Source organism: Kribbella jiaozuonensis (assembly GCF_005233875.1).
Taxonomy (GTDB): Bacteria; Actinomycetota; Actinomycetes; order Propionibacteriales; family Kribbellaceae; genus Kribbella; species Kribbella jiaozuonensis.
In genome coordinates this window covers 1,458,754-1,477,239 of record NZ_SZPZ01000001.1, presented here as the reverse complement: position 1 = coordinate 1,477,239, position 18,486 = coordinate 1,458,754, and the positions used below count along the sequence as shown (strand labels likewise).

Here is an 18,486-nt window from a genome sequence, read left to right as displayed (position 1 = left end):
GGATGCCGTGCATGACCAAGCCGCCCGGCAAACTCCTGCCGTTGGTCGCCGCCCTGCTTTGCGGTGCCGTCCTAGCCCAAGCCGCCAGTCCGTCCAAACACGCGACCACGTCCGCGAAACCCGTCGACAAGGCGCCCACTCACGGACTCCTGAGTACGTCGACCACGTCCAAGCGAGGCACGTCGTCGTCGACCAAACCCACCCGGCCGGCCGTCAAGCCGCCGGCCCCCAAGCCACCGGCGGACGACTGGAACCTGACCGACAACGGCAAGGTCCTGTACCTGACGTTCGACGACGGCCCGCAGCACGAGTGGACGCCGAAGATCCTTCAGGTACTGCGGAAGCACCACGCGCAGGCCACGTTCTTCGTGATCGGGATCCAGGTGGCGCAGTTCCCGGAGCTGGTCACGGCCGAGCGCGCCGCCGGGCATCACGTCGGCAACCACACGTACGACCACAAGACGCTGACCCGTCTGCCGGACGCGAAAGTGCGGCAGGAGATCGCCGGCGGCATCAAGTCGAAGTGCCTGCGCCCGCCGGAGGGCGCTACCAACGACAAGATCCACGCGATCGCCGCGGCGTACCACCAGCACGAGGTCCTCTGGGACGTCGACACCGAGGACTGGGAGAAGCCCGGCGTCGCCCACATCGAGCACGCGATCATGTCCGGGGCCCGCCCCGGCGCGATCATCCTGATGCACGACGGCGGCGGCAACCGCTCCCAGACCGTCGCGGCCCTGGACAGCGCACTCACCAAACTGACGAAGCTCGGCTACACCTACCGCTCGCTGCCCTGCTAGCGCCGGACCTGCGCCGTACCGCCGGAGAAGTGCTTCATGGCCTCGTCGATGATGTGGACGGGCTGGTCCAGCGCCTTCACCAGGAAGAGACCGGTGGGGCGTAGGAGCGGATTGGGCTTGACGACGCTGCGGACCGGCGCCTGGTCGAGGCCACGGACACCGGCCGTGGTCGCGCTCACCCCCGGCACCAGGTCGAGGTCGAGGACGTACTGACCGAGCAGCTTCTGCTGCCGGAAGCCGCGGACGGTCTGCCACTGCAGGACGACCGGGTACGCCGCTCCGTCGCACGCGAGCTCGAGTCCCTTGAGCGACATCCGCATCGCGACCGGCTGCAGCTCGTTGGTGTCGTACCACTGCTGCCGCTCGGCCTGCAGCCGGTAGACCATCACCGTGCTGAGGACCAGCGGGATCATTGCCACGATCAACAAGATCGCGAACGGCCACATCCCCGAACCGCGGAACGCGAGCAGCGCGTAGAGCGCGGCCGCGATACCTACCACGCCGATCGCCAGCGTGATCCAGGCACCGCGACGCTCCACGGTCCGGACCACCTCGCGCCGGCGGACCACCGCGTCCCGATCGACGCCGACGACAAAGGGCATCTCCGGGTCGTGCAGTGGCATCTGCACTTCCACCTCCGGCGATTCGCCCGACTCCGGCTCCGGTGAAACCTCTTCCACGACCTGTTGCGACGTGTCCCCGTCCTCACTCACAGAGGAAAGAATCCCACAAACAGCTACGACTTGCGGCGACCAGCCCACGTCCAGGCGTACACGCCGTCGTCGACCGCCTGCCCGCCCTCGCCCAGTTCGAGCGGGCGGAAGGTGTCGACCATGACGGCCAGTTCCTCGAACCGCTCCGCGCCGAGCGAGGCCTCGATCGCCGACGGCTGCGGACCGTGCGCGTACCCGCCGGGGTGCAGCGAGATCGATCCGAGCCCGATCCCGGAGCCCTTCCGCGCCTCGTAGTCGCCGCCGCAGTAGAACATCACCTCGTCGGAGTCGACGTTCGAGTGGTAGTACGGCACCGGCACCGACAGCGGGTGATAGTCGACCTTCCGCGGTACGAAGTTGCAGACCACGAAGTTGTAGCCCTCGAACACCTGGTGCACGGGCGGCGGCTGGTGCACCCGCCCGGTGATCGGCTCGAAGTCGCTCACGTTGAACGTGTACGGGTACAGACAGCCGTCCCACCCGACCACGTCGAACGGATGCGTCGCGTACGTCATCCGGCTGCCGACGATCCCGCTGGCGCCGTTCCCGCGGTGCTTCACCAGCACCTCGACATCCGTCCCCTCGACCACGAGCGGCTCGGCCGTGGGGTGCAGGTCGCGTTCGCAGTACGGCGAGTGCTCGAGGAACTGCCCGAACCGCGACAGGTAGCGCTTCGGCGGCGCGATGTGCGAGTTGCCCTCGATGGCGTACGCGTGCACGCCCTCCAGCCCGGGCAGCCACCGGTGCGTCGTCGCGCGCGGGATGATCACGTAGTCGCCCTGGACGGCGTTCAGTACGCCGAACACCGTCTCCACGGTCGCCGAGCCCTTCTCGACGTAAACGCACTCGTCGCCGATCGCGTTCCGGTAGTACGGCGACGGCTGCTCCGCGACGACGTACGAGATCCGGACGTCACCGTTGCCGAGGACCAGCCGCCGGTCCTCGACCGCGTTCGACTTGGACGTGTCGGTGAAGAGATCGTGCAGCTTGAGGTGCCGCGGGGTGAGCGGGTGGTTGGGGACGGTGGCGAGATCGGGAAGGTCCCACACCTGGGAATCGACGATCGCGGACGGCACGCCGGCGTGGTACAGCAGCGACGAGTCCGATGAGAACCCCTCCTCCCCCATCAGCTCCTCGTAGTACAGCCCGCCGTCCGGTTTCCGGAACTGGGTGTGCCGCTTCGGCGGAACTTCCCCGACCTGCCGGTAGAACGCCATCAGAATTGCTCCAGAGTATCCGATAATCGAACGCGTGCGTCCGCTTACCGAAAGCATCCGTTAGGCTCTGGGCCATGTCAACCGTCCCCGCCTTGTTCCGGCACCTGGTCGACGACGCAGCCATGTTCCCGCCGGGGAACCTTCCGATGGCGCAGGCCGTCACCGCACACCGGTCCCACCTGACGTCGCCGTACGCCGACCTCGTCGGGCCGTTCGTCTGCACCGACCAGGACCTGATGGACGTGGCCGCCGAGGCGGCGCGCTCCGGCGACGGGCCGCTGCGCGTGTCGGTGGTGATCTCCGGCGGCGCCGGCGGGATCGAGCCCGCGATCCGCTGGGGAGACCGGTCGAAGGACGTCGAGGTGACCGCAGTCGAGGTCCGGCTGCGCGACGAGGACGATCTGTCCCGCAACGCGCTGCGCGTCGTCCGCGCGTGTGACGACTGCCTCGACGAGGAGACGGCGTACGTCGAGATCGGGCTCGACGGCGCGTGGGAGCGCGCGCTCGACGTGGTCGCCGACGCCGGGTACGCCGCCAAGCTGCGGACCGGTGGACTCGACGTGTCGTTGTTCCCGTCGGCGGAGCAGGTGGCGTCCTTCGTCATCGCCTGCCTGGATCGTGAGGTGGCCTTCAAGTGCACGGCCGGGCTGCACAACGCGGTCCGGCATACCGCTTCGGATACCGGGTTCGAGCATCACGGGTTCCTCAATGTGCTGCTCGCTACGCGGGCGTCGCTCGACGGCGCGGCGCACGATGAGGTGGTCTCGGTTCTGAACGAGCGGGACGGCAAGGTGCTTGCTGCTCGAGCCGGTGAGTTGACCGACGATCAGGCGATGAGTACGCGGCGGTGGTTCACGTCGTTCGGGTCGTGCAGCATCGACGAACCGCGGAACGACCTGACGACACTGGGTTTGATGGAGGGCTGATGAGCTGGATCGACATCCCGGACGGCTCGCCGTTCGGGCCGGACAACCTGCCGCTCGGCGTGTTCCGGCACGGGGACGAGGAGCCCCGGGTGGGCGCCGCGATCGGAGACCAGATCATCGACCTCGCGCCGGTCGCGTCGGCGCAGATGCTGGACGGCGCGCAACTGTTCGCCGAGCCGACACTGAACGCGTTCCTCGCGCTCGGCCGGCCCGCCTGGCGCGCGACTCGCAGTTGGTTGCTCGAGCTGGTCCGCAACGCCAACGATCGGGACACCGTCGAGCCGCATCTGATCCCGCAGTCCGCAGTCACCATGCAGCTTCCGTTCGAAGTCGCGGATTACGTCGACTTCTACGCTTCCGAGCAGCACGCGACGAACCTCGGCCGGCTCTTCCGCCCGGACTCCGAGCCGCTGCTGCCGAACTGGAAACACCTCCCGGTCGGGTACCACGGCCGGGCCGGCACGATCGTTGCCAGCGGCACCGATATCGTCAGGCCGAGCGGTCAGCGGAAGGCGCCGGACGCGGCGGCCCCGACGTTCGGGCCGTCGCAGCGGTTGGATATCGAGGTCGAACTCGGCTATGTCGTCGGTACGCCGTCGACGCTCGGAAAGCCTGTCTCTGTTGACGATTTCGAGGACCATGTGTACGGCGTGGTGCTCGTGAACGACTGGTCCGCGCGCGACCTGCAGGCCTGGGAGTACGTCCCGCTAGGTCCGTTCCTCGGCAAGTCTTTCGCGACGTCGATCTCGCCGTGGGTTGTCTCACTCGACGCCCTCGCGGCATCCGCCGTACCCCTCCCGGCCCAGGATCCGCCCGTCCTTCCGTACCTGGCGGGCAAGAACCTGGTCAACTACGACATCACCTTCGAGGTGTACCTCAACGGCCACCTGGTCAGCAGTCCGCCGTACCGGGAGATCTACTGGTCGCCCGCGCAGATGCTCGCCCACATGACCGTCAACGGAGCGACGGTCCGCACCGGCGACCTCTACGCGTCCGGCACGGTCAGCGGCCCCGAGAAGAACCAACGCGGCTCCTTCATCGAACTGAGCTGGGGCGGCCGCGAACCCCTCATCGTCGACGGCAAAGAACACACGTTTCTGGAAGACGGCGACGAGGTGACGATCACCGCCCGGACGAACGGCCTCGGCCTGGGAGAGGTCACCGGGCGCATCATTCCTGCGTAATCCTGTTCATTAGTGTTTGTTTCTCTTGACCTCTTGGCTGTTACGTGCGAACTTTCTCCGCATGAAACGTTCAGTGGGGTGTGGAGTACTGGCTGTAGCGTTGGCTGCCGGTGTGCTGAGCGTGCCCTCAGGTGCGCACGCCGCCGGCGACCTGACTCTCCGGTCGAACGAACTCACGGTCACCGTCGGGGCGGACTTTCCCCGGGTGGTCAAGTACGTCGACAACGCCTCCGGCCAGGCCCTCGGCGGCCAGCCGGACGCGATCTCGACGGTCACGATCGACGGCACCGCCCGGACCGCACACCTCGCCAAACCGGCGACGGTCGGCGACGGCCGCGCGTCGTACACGCTCACCTTCGACGCCCTCCCCGGTGTCGAGCTCGACGCCAGCCTGAGCGTCGCTGGGCGGGTAACGAAGTTCGCGATCGACGCGGTCCGCGACACCGAGGCGAGTCGCGTGCACACGATCGACATCCCGAACCAGGACCTGGTCTCGGTCGCGAGTACGGACGCCGGCGCGACGACCGCGTTCACCACCCTCGACCCGGACTCGACGCGCACCGCGGACAAGATCACGCCGATCACCGCGGCCACCCCGGGCGAGACGTCCGCGACCGGCGCGGCGTACGCGTTCGTCAACACAAGCGGCCTGGCAGCGGGCATCGAGTCGAACTCGACGTACGACAAGCCTGCAGGTCAGTCGGTCGACGACGGCGCCCGGTTCTGGCACCAGGCCCGCAAGGCCGCCGACGGCAGTACCCGCGTCGGCGTCTGGAGCGGCCAGTGGACGTACCGCGCCGACACGTCGCCGTACACCGAGCCGCTCCCCTGGGCGAAGGTCGTGGTGACGCCGGATGCGAACCACGACAAGACCGTCGACTGGGAGGACGGCGCGGTCGCGTTCCGCTCGATCATGGTCGAGCCGAACGGCGGCGACCAGGTCAAGGACCGCGTGATCACGCACATCCCGTTCAACTTCGCCAGCCAGGCGACGCACCCGTTCCTGCGCACGCTCGACGACGTGAAGCGCATCTCGCTCTCGACCGACGGGCTCGGCCAGATGGCGATCCTGAAGGGGTACGCCTCCGAGGGGCATGATTCGGGGCACCCGGACTACGGCGGCAACTACAACCTCCGCGCCGGCGGGCTGACCGACCTCAACACGCTGCTCAAGCAGGGCAAGTCCTGGAACGCGGCCTTCGGCGTCCACGTGAACGCGACCGAGTCCTACCCGGAGGCGAACGCGTTCAGCGAGGACCTGGTCGACAAGACCGCCAAGGGCTGGAACTGGCTGAACCAGAGCTACTACATCAAGCAGCGCCCGGATCTTGCCTCCGGCAACATCGTGAAGCGGTTCCAGCAGCTCCGCGACGAGACCGACAAGAACCTGCAGGAGCTGTACATCGACGTCTACTACCAGTCCGGCTGGCTCGCCGACGGTCTGACCCGGCAGCTGTCCGACCAGGGCTGGCAGATCGCGACCGAGTGGGCCGACCGGCACGAGCGTACGTCGCTGTGGTCGCACTGGGCCAACGACCTCGACTACGGCGGCCCGACGAACAAGGGCCTGAACTCGCAGATCATCCGGTTCGTCCGCAACCACGAGAAGGACGTCTGGAACAGCGACCCGATCCTCGGCCAGGCCAGCATCGTCGAGTTCGAGGGCTGGACCGGCGAGACGGACTGGAACAAGTTCTACACGAACATCTGGAAGCAGAACCTGCCGACGAAGTTCCTCCAGCAGCAGAAGATCATCGACTGGAACGCCAACGACATCACCTTCACCGGCGGCGTCCGCGGCGCGGTCGAGAACGGCAAGCGAGCCGTGTACGTCGGGAACGCGAAGGTGCTCGACGGCGACAAGTACCTGCTCCCGTGGGACAACAACAAGAAGCTCTACCACTACAACCCGACCGGCGGCCGTACGACGTGGCAGCTGCCCGCGGCGTTCGCCGGCGTCAACACCTTCACCGCGTACCAACTGACGGACACCGGCCGCGCGAAGCCGACCACCATCCGGGCGCACCACGGCGCGATCACGCTCGATGCGGTTGCGGGCAAGCCGTACGTCCTCTACCCGGTGGCTGCTCCGAAGCCGCGCGACGCCGCGTGGGGTGAAAGCACGCACCTCAAGGACCCCGGCTTCAACGCCGGCAACCTGGCCGCCTGGAATGCAACCGGCGGCGCGACCATCGCGACCCTCGACAACGGTCAGCACGTCGCCCAACTCGGCACGAAGGCGTCATCGGTCAAGCAGCGGATCACCGGGCTGACGCGTGGTCGCACGTACAGCGCATCTGCCTGGGTCGAGGTCGAGCCGGGCAAGTCCCGCCCGACGACCATCGCCGTGGACGGCAACAAGAACGTGGTGACCAGATCGACGGCGCAGAACATGGTTGCCGCCGACGACAAACACGAGGCCTACTACCAGCGCGCTCGAGTGGTGTTCGACGCGAAGGGCAGTACGGCCGACCTGTCAATCGCAGCAGCCGCGGGCGCAGCGCAGGCTCGGGTAGATGACGTGCGGGTGGTGGAGACGAAGCGACCCGCAGCGGGGTTGGTGGATGACTTCGAGAACGTGGACCAGGGATGGGGTCCGTTCGTCAAGGGAGACGCAGGCGGGGTGACCGACCCGCGGACCGTGCTGGCGAAGGAGCATGCGCCGTACACGCAGGCCGGTTGGAACGGGAAGCTGGTCGACGATGTCCTCGACGACGACTGGTCGCTCAAGTCGCATGAGGAGAACGCCGGTTTGGTATACCGGACCATTCCGTCGACAGTGAACTTCCGGCCCGGCCACAAGTACAAGGTCAGCTTCGACTACGAGAGCGGTCGCGCCGGCCAGTACGCGTGGGTTCAGGGCGTGGATCGTCCAGACTCCGTCGGGGTGAAGGCGACCCCGATCGGCGAGCAGCGCACGAAGGCGGCGTTCAGCCAGGAGTTCGTGGCCGGATGCGGCGGTGACTATTGGGTCGGTCTGCGCAAGCTGACCGACGGCGGCGACCAGACCGACTTCATCATGGACAACTTCGCCGTCACGGATCTCGGTACGACGTCGGAGCCGGCGGACTGCACCTCGGTCGCGGTCTCCGGGGTGACCGGGCTCGTATCCGGCGAGGCGAACACTGTCACGACGACCTTCACCAACAACGATGTGGTTGCTGCCAGCAACATCACGCTCGGTCTCCAGGCGCCGGACGGCTGGACGGTCACCGCGACGACTCCGGCAACCCACGCCAGCGTGGCTGCGGGCGCGACGGCGACGACCACGTGGGATGTCACGCCGCCGGCTGGTACACCAGAAGGAAAGTATGTGCTGACGGCAACGGGTGGCCAGGCAACGATCAGCGCGGAGGCGACAGTGCTCCCGCCGGGGATCGTGCCGCAGTCCCGGATCAAGGTGGCAGATGTGGACAGCGAGGACGTCGCCACCGGTGGCGCCGCGACGATGGCGCTGGACGGAAACCCCAGTACTATCTGGCATTCTGCCTGGTCCGAGGTCCCGACACCGGCTGACTTCCCGCATCACATGACGCTCGACCTCGGGTCGACGTACAACGTCAACGGGTTCAGCTACCTGCCCCGGCAGAGCGGGACGAACGGGATGTTGAAGGGCTACGAGATCTATGTGAGTGCCGATGGTCAGGACTGGGGAACGCCGGTTACGACCGGGCAGTTCCCGAACTCCATCGCCGCACAGCGGGTTGACTTCACCGCCAAGCCAGGGCGGTATGTGAAGTTCGTCGGCACAAGCTCGTTGAACGGCGCAGTCTTCGGATCGGCCGCCGAGTTCAACGTCTACGGCACGCATTGAGAAACGGGGCCACTCCCCGCCCCTTGGGGAGTTGCGCCGTTCCGCGTCCTACTTGGTGATGGTCACCGAGGCCGCGGCGGAGGCGGTGTTCGCCGCCACGACGCGGAACTTGTTCACGCCGACGCGACCGCTCTGCACCCAGACCGAATAGGTGGCCTTGCTGGTCACCTTGGTGGTGGCCGGGAAGTTGACCCACTTGCCGTTCTCGAGCCGCTGCACCTGGACCACGGTGTTCTTCGCGATACCGCTGGTCTTGCCGGTGAACGAGACCTTCGCCCACGCCTTCGCGGTGGTCTTGTCCGACTTGATCGTGATCGACTTCGCCGCGACCGACGCGCTCGCCACGGTGGTGTGCGTCGTGGCGGCGTTGGCCTGCAGGGCGCCGGCGATGCCGAGTCCCCCACCGGCAAGTGCGAGACCGGCGACGACGGCAGCGGTACGGCGAATCAACTGAGTACGCATGATGTTCTGGTTTCCCCTCGTTTTGTTGGTGTTACGGAGGAGAAGACGCGGTGGCGACGGCAAAGGTTGAAGAGTTGTGTTACGACTGCGTCTCAGGTTCGGCCGGCAGCACGAGCCGCGCGAGCGCGCCGCCTCCCGGCGCCTCGCTGAAGGTGAGATCGGCGCCGAGGACCTTCGCGTGGCCGGCGGCAATCGTCAGACCGAGACCGTGCCCGACACCGCGCTCGGCCATCCCGGACCGGAACCGACGCGGGCCCTCGGCAATCAACTCCTCCGGGTAACCGTTGCCGTGGTCAACCACCTCGACAGTCCGCCCGCTGACCGTCACCCCGACCGGCGGCTTGCCGTGCCGTAGCCCGTTGACGATCAGGTTGGCCAGGATCCGCTCGATCCGGCGCGAATCGGTCGACACCGTCTGATCCGGCCCGAGCAGGTGAACGATCACACTGTCCGGCGCCAGCGCCTGCTGCATCCGCAACCGAGCTACAGCCGATCCGACAAAGGCGCCGAGTCCGACCAGCTCCAGGTCTGCCTGCTCGACACCCGAGTCGAAGCGTGCGATCTCGAGCAGGTCCTCGACCAGTCGCCGCAGCACCTTGGCCCGGTCGCGAACCAGCTCGCTCGGTCGTCCCGGCGGCAGCAGCTCGGCCGCAGTGGTCAGCCCGGTCACCGGCGTACGAAGGTCATGTGCGACGTCCGCGGTGAAGCGGCGCTCCGCCTCGAGCTGGCCGCGCAAGGAGCTGGCCATCGTGTCGATCGCGGTCGCCAGCGACTGGACCTCATCCTTGCCTTTGCCAACAGCCTGGGCAGCCGACGCGTCCAGATCACCGGCGGCGATGCGCCGCGCCGTACCGGCCACTGCGACGATCCGCTTGGACAGGCTGCCGGCCAGGATCACGCTGACCAGGGCGACCAGCGCGACCGTGCCGATGCCGCCGAGCAGCAAGGCCTGCTGCAACGCCTTCATCGAGTCGTCGCTGGTCTCGTAGTCCTGCTCGATCGAGAGGATCTTGCCGTCCTTGACCGCGACCGCCGCCCACATCTTCGCGTGCGGCGACCCAGTCTTGAACGTGGCCCGCTTGCCCTCGAGCACGGCGTCGCGCAGCTGCGGCGGCAGCTCCGGATCGTCCACCTTCGCCCCGAACACCGGTACGTCGTTGGTGTCGTAGCTCTGCGCCGCGAGCTGGATCCGCTCGTCCGCGAAACTGCGCGTGCGGTCCAGCCGGGCCGACTGGGCCTGGGTGTAGACCGCGACGCACAGTACGAGGATCGCGAGCGCGGAGACCAGCAGGAAGATGAGACCGAGCTTGCCGCGCAGTCCCATCAACTACGCACGCAACTTGTACCCGAAGCCGCGGACGGTTTCGATGCGGTCGGCACCGATCTTGGTCCGCAGCCGCTGCAGGTGTACGTCGACCAGCCGGCCGTCGCCACCCCACTCGTAGTCCCAGACCCGCTGCAGCAGGGTCGAGCGGCTCAGCACCACGCCGGGGTTGTTGGCGAACTCGATCAGCAGCTTGAGCTCGGTCGGCGTCAACTGGACGGTCGCGCCGCTGCGGCGTACCTCCAGGGCCTCCCGGTCCAGCTCGAGGTCGCCGAACGACTCGACGCCGGAGCCGGCCGCCGGCGCCGGACGCTCAGGATCGGAGACCGCCCGCCGCATCACCGCCCGCAGCCGCGCCACCAGCACCTGGGTGTCGAAGGGTTTGGTCACATAATCGTCGGCGCCTGCTTCCAGACCGAGTACGACGTCGAGTGCGTCACCGCGGGCCGAGACCATCACGATCGGGACCGTGCTGGTCTCGCGGACCCGTCGGCAGACCGAGATGCCGTCCAGGCCGGGCAGCATGATGTCGAGCATCACGACGTCCGGGTGGATCTTCTCGAACCGCTCGATCGCCTCCAGGCCGTCCTCGGCCGTGGTGACGTCGTAGCCGTGCCGTTCGAGGGTCAACTGGGTCGCCTCACGGATCACCGCGTCGTCCTCGACCATGAGAATGCGCGCTGCCGGTTCTTCCGGTACCACCGAACTTCAGTCTCCCTACTGGTTCGCCGAGCTCACCTTGGTCATCTGCCGACCGTTCCAACGGTAGACCTCGACCCGTCGGCCCGACGGGCAGCAGACCGGGTCGTTGATCGTGAAGATCTTCGACTCGACCACCAGGTTCCCGTCGGGGCTGGCGGTCACGGTCGGTTGCTCGACGTTCAGGTTCCAGATCGGTCGCGGGCCCGAGGGCTCGACGGCGATCAGGAAGATACCGAAGACGAACTTCTCCAGGGTGTGGATCAGAACGATCTGCTGAGGTGTACCGCTGTGCAATACATCAACGGTCTTACCCCTGCTGAGGCAACGCGAAATCACCGTGCAATTCGAAAGGACTGTCCGGGCGTAGCTGGACAGGTGCCGATCGGCGAGCAGTCTGACCCGGACCTTGGCCAGGTCGACGGCCACCTCGGGGGTCTTCTCCGGGTGCGGCTGAGTGGTGCCGAAGGCAACCGACGGCGTCGGGCTCGGCGGCGGCGACTCGGGGCCCTCGACCCGCAGTCCGCCGCCGTTCGCGCAGGCGGAGAGCGTGATCGTCCCGACCAGAGCAGCGACGGCAGGCAGCACGGTACGGCGCCACAGACCCATCGGGCGCCTCCTACCCTGCATCCAGTCCCCCCGCGAATTCAGCTAAGTACCTTCCATAGTGTCGGCCGGACGTCACATTCGACGGGCATGGACGTCGAATGGCCTCGACAGTTCTATTGCGGTTGGATCACAACCTCACTCGGCAACGATCTTGCCCGGATTGAGCAGGTTTTTCGGGTCCAGCGCGTTCTTGATCGCCCGGTGGACGTCCAGCGAGACCGGCCCCACTTCCTCGGCCAGCCAGGCGCGCTTCAGTACGCCGACACCGTGCTCGCCGGTGATCGTCCCGCCGAGCTCGAGCCCGATCTCCATCACCCGGTCGAACGCCTCCTGCGCGCGCTTGGCCTGGTCCGGATCGGTCTGGTCGAACACCACGGTCGGGTGCATGTTGCCGTCGCCGGCGTGTCCGAGTACGCCGATGGTGATGTCCAGCTCGGCCGAGAGTTGCTCGAGGCGGCCGATGAACTCCGCCAGCCGCGACCGCGGTACGGCGACGTCGTCGATCATCGTCGTACCGAGCTCCTCCAACGCCGTCAGCGCGACCCGGCGTCCTTCGAGCAGCAGCTCGCCCTCGGCGTCGTCCTCGGCCTCGATGCACTCGAGCGCGCCGTTGTCGCGGCACAGCTTCGCGACCGTGGCCACGTCGGCGGCGCCGGCCTCACCGCCCGCGTCGGACTGCGCGATCAGCATCGCGCCGGCCTCCTCCGGGAGGTCCATCCGCTTGTACTTGTTGACCGCCTGGATCGTGGTCCGGTCCATGATCTCCAGCAGGCTGAGCGACACGCCACTGCGGATGATCTCGAGGATCGCGTTGCCGGCCTCGACGCCGTCGGCGAACAGCGCCGCCATCGTCCGCGGCTTGGCGGCCGCCGGGCGGAGCGCGAGGGTCGCCTCGGTGATGATGCCGAGCGTGCCCTCGCTGCCGACGATCAGCTTGGCCAGGTCGTACCCGGCGACGCCCTTGACGGTCTTGCGGCCGGTCCGCAGGATGCGTCCGTCCGCCAGCACGACCTCCAGACCCAGCACGTAGTCCGTGGTCACACCGTACTTGACGCAGCACAGGCCGCCCGAGTTCGTGGACAGGTTGCCGCCGATCGAACAGAACTCCCAGCTCGACGGGTCCGGCGGGTAGAACAGTCCGTGCTCGGCCACGGCGCGGGACAGTACGGCGTTGTAGACGCCCGGCTGCGTGACGACGTATCGATCGACCGGCTCGATGGCGAGGATCTTGTCCATCTTCTCCAGCGAGATGACGATGCAGCCGTCGAGCGCGTTGGCGGCGCCGGACAGGCCGGACCGCGCGCCCTGCGGCACGATCGGTACGCCGGCCTCGGCCGCGATACGCACCGCCGCCTGCACGTGCGCGGTCTCCCGCGCCAGCACGACGGCGAGCGGCATCCCGGCCGGGCAGAACATCGCCCGGTCGTACCGGTAGCTCTCCATCCGGTCCGGATCGGTGACCAACGCCTCGGGCGGCAGGACCTGACGCAACTGCTCGACGACCTCACTCATACCGTCGAGCCTAGTAACTACTGCGCGGTACTGCGCACCCCTGTCCATGTCCGCATCAGGACACAGCAGGACACAGCAGGACACAGACCGCTCAGCGGGTGCGTTTGGTGGCGTTCTCCGAGATCTCCTCGTAGCCGCCGCCGTAGTTGTGGTACTCGCGGCCGATCGCGGCGAACGTGATACCGCTGCCGCCCTTGATCTTCGGTGTCCGGCAGGTGCGCTGCCCCGCGATCACCGAACCGTTGCCGCCGCTGCTGTCACAGCTGAGCACCCGGCCGTTGTTGCCGCCGCCGTACTGCACCACGAAGGCGTTGGCCTTCGCATTGGCCACCACCGGCGACGCCATGCTGATCTCGGCCCAGTACTGCGAGCAGTTGTCCCGGACCAACCGGACAGTGCCCCAACTGGGTGGTTTGTGGTCGCGCAGCATCGGTGCCGACGCGATGGATCTCGCACCTGAACAGGTGGCCGCTTCGGCCGCCTGGGCCGGCGCTGCGGCGGCGAAGGTGAGCACGCCGACTCCGGCCAGTCCCGCGGTGCTGAGCAGAATGCCCAGTGTCTTCATGACGAAACCCTTCCTGAGTGCACGCCCCGACGCACACTCAGGAAGGCACACTACGCGAACGGAGCTTGCCTCAACAGTCATTCCGGTAATCGGACGGCGACACGCCGTGTTCAGTTGCATCTGGCAAGCTTCTCGGCGTGCCGGCCCGGGCTCAGAGGTTGCCGCGTCGCTCTTGTTCGCGCTCGATCGCCTCGAACAGCGCCTTGAAGTTGCCCTTGCCGAAGCCGAGCGAGCCGTGCCGCTCGATCAGTTCGTAGAACACCGTCGGGCGGTCGCCGATCGGGGCGGTGAAGATCTGCAGCAGGTAGCCGTCCTCGTCCCGGTCGACCAGGATGCCGCGGGACTGCAGCTCCTCGATCGGCACGCGGACGTTGCCGATCCGGGACCGCAGCTCCGGGTCCTCGTAGTACGAGTCGGGGGTGTTGAGGAACTCGACGCCGTTGGCGCGCATGATGTCGACAGTGCGCAGGATGTCGTTGGTGGCAAGCGCGATGTGCTGCGCGCCGGCGCCGTCGTAGAACTCCAGGAACTCGTCGATCTGCGACTTCTTCTTCGCCACCGCCGGCTCGTTCAGCGGGAACTTCACCCGGTGGTTGCCGTTGGCGACGACCTTGCTCATCAGCGCCGAGTAGTCGGTGGCGATGTCGTCACCGATGAACTCGGCCATGTTCACGAAGCCCATGACTTTGTTGTAGAAGGCAACCCACTCGTCCATCTTGCCGAGCTCGACGTTGCCGACGACGTGGTCGACCGCCTGGAACAGCCGCTTCGGGTGCCCCTCGGGACGGGTCACCTGGGTGGTCGCGGCGACGAAGCCGGGCAGGTACGGGCCGTCGTACTTGCTGCGGTCGATCAGCGTGTGCCGGGTGTCGCCGTACGCCGCGATCGCCGCGCGACGAATCGTGCCGTGCTCGTCGGTGACGTCGTTCGGCTCCTCGAGGACAACAGCGCCGACCTTGCGGGCGTGCTCGATGCACTTGTCCACGTCCGGGACCTCGAGGGAGAGGTCGGAGACGCCGTCGCCGTGCCTGCGGTGGTGGTCGAGCAGCGGGCTCTTCGGGCTCACGCCGCCGGAGATGACGAAGCGGCCGGAGCCGGACTTCAGCACGTACGACTTGCTGTCCTTGCTGCCGGTCTCGGGACCGGAGTACGCGACCAGGTCCATGCCGAACGCGAGCTGGTACCACTTGGCGGTCTGGGTGGCGTTGCCGACCACGAACACCACGGCGTCCATCGCGGTGACCGGGAACGGGTCGGTGCTCTCGTCGTACGGCACCAGGCCGACGAGCTGCTTGAGCTGGTCGAGGTCGAGATCGGCGTCGAGCTCTGCGGGGGTGAGGTCGGTGCTGGTCATCGGGGTCCTCCCGGGTCGGGTACGTGCACCGAGCCTCGCGGGATGGTGACAGGTTGTGCAACTGTTCGTTGTTTCACTGCACAAGCTGTGCAGTCATATGGTCGAGTTGCTAGGCTATTTGGTCAGTCTGACTATTGACGGAGGATGGCCATGTCGGTGGATGCGCTGGACGGCCGGATCCTGCGGTTGTTCGCGGCCGAGCCGCGGGTCGGGGTGCTCGAGGCGTCGCGGCGGCTCGGGGTAGCGCGGGGCACTGTCCAGGCGCGGCTGGACCGGTTGCAGCGTGACGGCGTGGTGCGCGGGTGGGGGCCGGACATCGATACCACCGCGATCGGGTATCCGGTGACGGCGTTCGCGACGCTGCAGATCGAGCAGGGGTCGGGTCACACGACGGTCGCCGAGGCGCTGGCGCGGATCCCCGAAGTACTCGAGGTTCACACGATCACTGGCGCCGAGGACCTGTGGTGCCGCATCGTCGCCCGCTCCAACGCAGACCTCCAACGCGTGATCGACCAGGTGGTCATCGTCCGAGGCATCCAAAGAGCCTCAACCGTGATCGCGCTGGCGGAGCAAATCCCCCACCGAGTACTCCCCTTGGTAGAAGCAGCCACCAAGAACTAGGCGAGGCGTTTGGCTACTTCAACTGCGGCTCGGGCTACTCGGGGGCCCACGAAGTCTCGGTCGAGTTTGCCCAGGACGACTACGCCGATGGAGGCTTCTACGCCTGGGACGCCGAGGACCGGGGAGGAGACGCCTTGGGCGCCGGCTTGCAGTTCGCCTGAGGTGACTACGAAGGGGCGGCCGGCGGGGTCGGGCTTGCGGCGGCCGGCGAGGATTGCTTTGCCGGCGGCGCCCTGGTCGAGCGCGTGGCGGGAACCCATCCGATAGGACACGTGGAAGTCGGTCCAGCTGGGCTCGATGACCGCGATCGCGAGCGCCTCTTCACCGTCCGCGACGGTCAGGTGCGCGGTCGCACCGGTGTCCTCGGCGAGTGAACGCAGTACCGGAAGGGCGGCGTCACGCAGCGTCGGCTGCACGCGACGGCTGTAGTGCAGTACGGCGAGGCCCAGCCGCGCTCGCCCCTCGCTGTCACGACGCACCAGCCGATGCAGCTCGAGCGTGTTCACCAGGCGGTAGACGACCGTCCGGCTGACCCCGAGCGCGGCGGCCAGTTCGGTGATCGACAGGCCGTCCGGCGCGTCCGCCAGCAACTCGAGGACGGTCAGTCCCCGGTCCAGCGTCTGCGAAGTCTCGGCGGGCACCTAGAAAGAGTATCCGTTATTCGGGCGCGGACCGATGGCCCCGTATCTTGCTGCCGTGCGAAATTACTGGTCGCTGCTCCCCGCCGTCCTCGTGGCCGTGGTGCTGATCCTGGTCTATGCCGTTCCGACCCTGATCAATCCGCAGTGGACGAGCTCGATCATGGCCCTGTTCCGCACCGCGCCGATCCCCGCCGACGCGACCCCGGAGGAGGCCCGGCGCGCGGCCGGCGTACTCGGTCCGCAGCAGCTGAAGAGCCGCCGGATGCTCGCGATCGCGCTGGTCGTCGGCGCGCTGATCCTGGTCGGCTTCAACATCTCGTTCAACCGCGAGGCGGTCGGCTGCTACAAGGCCGCGCGGGCGTTCGGCGCGATCGACGGCCCGGGTGCGAAGGATCCGTGCGTCGACATGGTCTTCGGCACGTTCCTCGGCGACGGCAAGGGCCCGACCACGGAGAAGACCCCGCAGCCGGTGCAGTACTACCAGCTGATCAAGGGCAAGAAGCCGGCGTACCTGAAGTGGATCCAGAACGCGCCGAAGTACGACGAGGGCGACATGCTGATCGGGACCGGCATCTCCTGCGCAAGTGATCTGCGGGTCGACGAGCAGGAGGACAAGGTGGTGGTGTCCGTCGACGTCGACACCCCGTGTCCGCCGGAGGACAACGCCTCGCTGACCGCGTTCAAGCTGAAGAAGCCGCTGGGCGATCGCAAGATGGTGACCGTCGGCGACAAGCCGATGACCGAGATCAACCCGGACCTGGACTCCTGGTTCACGGTCCTGAAGAAGCTCGCCACCGGCGGCTGATCAGCTGAGCGCGCGGGTCTGCGAGTCGTAGACCCGGAACGGCCGGTTCCGCGCGAGCAGGATGAACAGGCCGGTGATGCAGACCGCGGCGCCGCCGAGCAGCGCGATCGTGGGGCTGGTCAACGACGCCGTCGTACCAGCGACAAAGTCTCCGAGCCGCGGCCCGCCGGCCACGACGACGATGAAGACGCCCTGCAGCCGCCCGCGCATCGCATCCGGCGCCGCTGACTGCAGCACGGTGTTCCGGTACGCCGAACTCACCATGTCGGCCGCACCGGACATCGCGAGCAACGCCACCCCCAGCCAGATCGTCCGCGACAACCCGAACAGCCCAACGGCCGCGGCGTACGCCGTGATCGCCAGCACGATCGCCACGCCCTGCCGCCGTACCCGGGTCACCCAGCCGGAGAAGATCACCCCGATCAGCGCCCCGATCGCCGGCGCGGCCTGCAGCAACCCGACCGTCCGTACGCCGCCGCCGAAGAACGCACCCGCCACCGCCGGGAACAACGCCCGCGGCTGGGCGAACACCATCGCGAGGATGTCCGCGAGGAACGTCGCGAGCAGCGCCGGCGCGGCCCGCAGGAACGTGAACCCCTCGAGCACCGACCGCAGCCCGGCCCGCCGGATCGCGCCGGTCGGCGGCACCGCCGGCAGCCGGAACAGCGCGTAGAGCGCCGCGGTGAACGTGATCACGTCGACCAGGTACGCCGCCGCGAACCCGTGCCAGGCGATCACCGCCGCGCCGAGCAGCGGCCCGGCGGTGAAGCCCAGGTTGAACGCGGCCTGGCTGAGCGTGTTCGCGGCCGGCAGCAGCTCGGGGCGGATCAGCCGCGGGATGATCGCGGACCGCGCCGGGTTGTTGACCGCGAAGCAGGCCGACTGGCAGGCCACGACGGCGTACAGCACCCACACCTTGCCCCAGTCCAGATGCGACTGCAGCACCAGCACCATCGACAGCAACCACAGCCCGGCCGACGAGACGAGCGACAGGATCCGGCGGTCGATCGCGTCGGCCATCGCCCCGCCGTACAGCCCGAAGACGACCAGCGGGACCAGCGAGAACAACCCGACAAGCCCGACCGAGAAGGTCGAATGCGTGATCGCGTAGACCTGGATCGACACGGTCACCGCGGTCATCTGCTGACCGAGCTGCGACACGGTCGACCCGACCCACAACCGCCGGAAATCGGCTGACTCACGCAACGGACGGATGTCGGTGAGCAGACGCACAACGACA

At 67.6% G+C, this 18,486-nt stretch carries 17 protein-coding genes; 6 read left to right on the top strand and 11 right to left on the bottom strand.

Features of this window, described 5'->3' with window-relative positions:
• Positions 1-11: 11 nt before the first annotated feature.
• On the top strand, positions 12-800 hold the full coding sequence (locus FDA38_RS07105; protein WP_137253230.1) for a polysaccharide deacetylase family protein: 789 nt from the start codon (positions 12-14) through the stop codon (positions 798-800).
• Here the strand turns inward: FDA38_RS07105 and FDA38_RS07100 are convergent.
• Positions 797-1,513, bottom strand: a complete 717-nt coding sequence (locus tag FDA38_RS07100; RefSeq protein ID WP_233714570.1) for a hypothetical protein — start codon at positions 1,511-1,513, stop codon at positions 797-799. The genes FDA38_RS07105 and FDA38_RS07100 overlap by 4 nt on opposite strands.
• A gap of 23 nt (positions 1,514-1,536) precedes the next feature.
• Positions 1,537-2,730, bottom strand: a complete 1,194-nt coding sequence (locus FDA38_RS07095) for a homogentisate 1,2-dioxygenase (protein WP_137253229.1) — start codon at positions 2,728-2,730, stop codon at positions 1,537-1,539.
• 74 nt (positions 2,731-2,804) lie between these two features.
• Between FDA38_RS07095 and FDA38_RS07090 the strand changes: the two genes are divergently transcribed.
• From FDA38_RS07090 to FDA38_RS07080, 3 genes are all read left to right on the top strand, one after another.
• Positions 2,805-3,656: a hypothetical protein gene (locus FDA38_RS07090; protein WP_137253228.1), complete on the top strand. Its 852-nt coding sequence runs from the start codon at positions 2,805-2,807 to the stop codon at positions 3,654-3,656.
• Positions 3,656-4,840 carry a fumarylacetoacetase gene (fahA, locus tag FDA38_RS07085; RefSeq protein ID WP_137253227.1) on the top strand — a complete coding sequence of 395 codons (1,185 nt, stop codon included), beginning with the start codon at positions 3,656-3,658 and terminating at the stop codon, positions 4,838-4,840. The genes FDA38_RS07090 and fahA overlap by 1 nt, the downstream gene beginning before the upstream one ends.
• Before the next feature lie 61 nt (positions 4,841-4,901).
• Positions 4,902-8,654 carry an endo-alpha-N-acetylgalactosaminidase family protein gene (locus FDA38_RS07080; protein WP_137253226.1) on the top strand — a complete coding sequence of 1,251 codons (3,753 nt, stop codon included), beginning with the start codon at positions 4,902-4,904 and terminating at the stop codon, positions 8,652-8,654.
• A 48-nt stretch (positions 8,655-8,702) separates the two neighbouring features.
• Here FDA38_RS07080 and FDA38_RS07075 read toward each other — a convergent pair whose 3' ends face one another.
• The 7 genes from FDA38_RS07075 to hppD all read right to left on the bottom strand — a co-directional run bounded on the left by FDA38_RS07075 (position 8,703) and on the right by hppD (position 15,179).
• Positions 8,703-9,116: a hypothetical protein gene (locus tag FDA38_RS07075; protein WP_137253225.1), complete on the bottom strand. Its 414-nt coding sequence runs from the start codon at positions 9,114-9,116 to the stop codon at positions 8,703-8,705.
• 79 nt (positions 9,117-9,195) lie between these two features.
• Positions 9,196-10,440 (bottom strand): HAMP domain-containing sensor histidine kinase, encoded by a 1,245-nt coding sequence (locus tag FDA38_RS07070; RefSeq protein ID WP_137254163.1) that lies wholly within the window; start codon positions 10,438-10,440, stop codon positions 9,196-9,198.
• A gap of 3 nt (positions 10,441-10,443) precedes the next feature.
• Complete coding sequence (cseB, locus tag FDA38_RS07065; protein ID WP_170989609.1) at positions 10,444-11,109, bottom strand: two-component system response regulator CseB; 666 nt, start codon at positions 11,107-11,109, stop codon at positions 10,444-10,446.
• Between the two features lie 48 nt (positions 11,110-11,157).
• Entirely contained in the window at positions 11,158-11,748 is a 591-nt protein-coding gene (locus tag FDA38_RS07060) for an LppP/LprE family lipoprotein (protein WP_233714569.1), read from the bottom strand.
• 135 nt (positions 11,749-11,883) lie between these two features.
• Positions 11,884-13,260: an FAD-binding oxidoreductase gene (locus tag FDA38_RS07055; protein WP_137253223.1), complete on the bottom strand. Its 1,377-nt coding sequence runs from the start codon at positions 13,258-13,260 to the stop codon at positions 11,884-11,886.
• 91 nt (positions 13,261-13,351) lie between these two features.
• Positions 13,352-13,825 carry a hypothetical protein gene (locus tag FDA38_RS07050; protein ID WP_137253222.1) on the bottom strand — a complete coding sequence of 158 codons (474 nt, stop codon included), beginning with the start codon at positions 13,823-13,825 and terminating at the stop codon, positions 13,352-13,354.
• Positions 13,826-13,976: 151 nt separating this feature from the next.
• Entirely contained in the window at positions 13,977-15,179 is a 1,203-nt protein-coding gene (gene hppD, locus FDA38_RS07045; protein WP_137253221.1) for a 4-hydroxyphenylpyruvate dioxygenase, read from the bottom strand.
• 150 nt (positions 15,180-15,329) lie between these two features.
• Here hppD and FDA38_RS07040 point away from each other — a divergent pair, with 150 nt between their 5' ends.
• Positions 15,330-15,800, top strand: coding sequence for an Lrp/AsnC family transcriptional regulator (locus FDA38_RS07040; protein WP_137253220.1), 471 nt, complete (start codon positions 15,330-15,332; stop codon positions 15,798-15,800).
• Here FDA38_RS07040 and FDA38_RS07035 read toward each other — a convergent pair.
• Positions 15,797-16,441 carry an IclR family transcriptional regulator gene (locus tag FDA38_RS07035; protein ID WP_130444922.1) on the bottom strand — a complete coding sequence of 215 codons (645 nt, stop codon included), beginning with the start codon at positions 16,439-16,441 and terminating at the stop codon, positions 15,797-15,799. The two genes, FDA38_RS07040 and FDA38_RS07035, sit on opposite strands and share 4 nt — an antisense overlap.
• A 55-nt stretch (positions 16,442-16,496) precedes the next feature.
• Between FDA38_RS07035 and FDA38_RS07030 the strand changes: the two genes are divergently transcribed.
• Positions 16,497-17,246 carry a hypothetical protein gene (locus FDA38_RS07030; RefSeq protein WP_233714568.1) on the top strand — a complete coding sequence of 250 codons (750 nt, stop codon included), beginning with the start codon at positions 16,497-16,499 and terminating at the stop codon, positions 17,244-17,246.
• Here FDA38_RS07030 and FDA38_RS07025 read toward each other — a convergent pair whose 3' ends face one another.
• Positions 17,247-18,479 (bottom strand): MFS transporter, encoded by a 1,233-nt coding sequence (locus FDA38_RS07025; RefSeq protein ID WP_137253218.1) that lies wholly within the window; start codon positions 18,477-18,479, stop codon positions 17,247-17,249. It lies immediately after the preceding gene.
• Positions 18,480-18,486: the final 7 nt, after the last annotated feature.